Annotated in this window: 1 protein-coding gene; it reads right to left on the bottom strand. The window is 33.8% G+C overall.

The genetic code is table 11. From position 1 onward, the window contains the following. On the bottom strand, positions 1-201 hold a 201-nt coding region (locus tag EII29_RS11925), incomplete at both ends, for a hypothetical protein (protein WP_148096467.1).

The following is a 201-nucleotide window of genomic DNA, read 5'->3' as shown; positions in this document are numbered from 1 at the left end:
GTTATGGTCAAATGCTTTTGATTTAAAGATTCCTAATTTTAACATAGTTGTATCTTCTTTAGATCTGCCTATATCTTTAAATTTTAATCTGTTATGTATCGCTCCTGCATACCAACCTGTACTGTTTCCAAGCTTTATTGTTTCATCTTCATGTACATAAGCTACTCCGTATGCATTGCCTGTATAGTCTATTACTCCCGC

Origin of the sequence: Leptotrichia sp. OH3620_COT-345 (genome assembly GCF_003932895.1) — a bacterium.
In the GTDB taxonomy this organism is placed as follows: Bacteria; Fusobacteriota; Fusobacteriia; order Fusobacteriales; family Leptotrichiaceae; genus Pseudoleptotrichia.
This window is presented reverse-complemented; position numbering and strand designations above follow the sequence as displayed.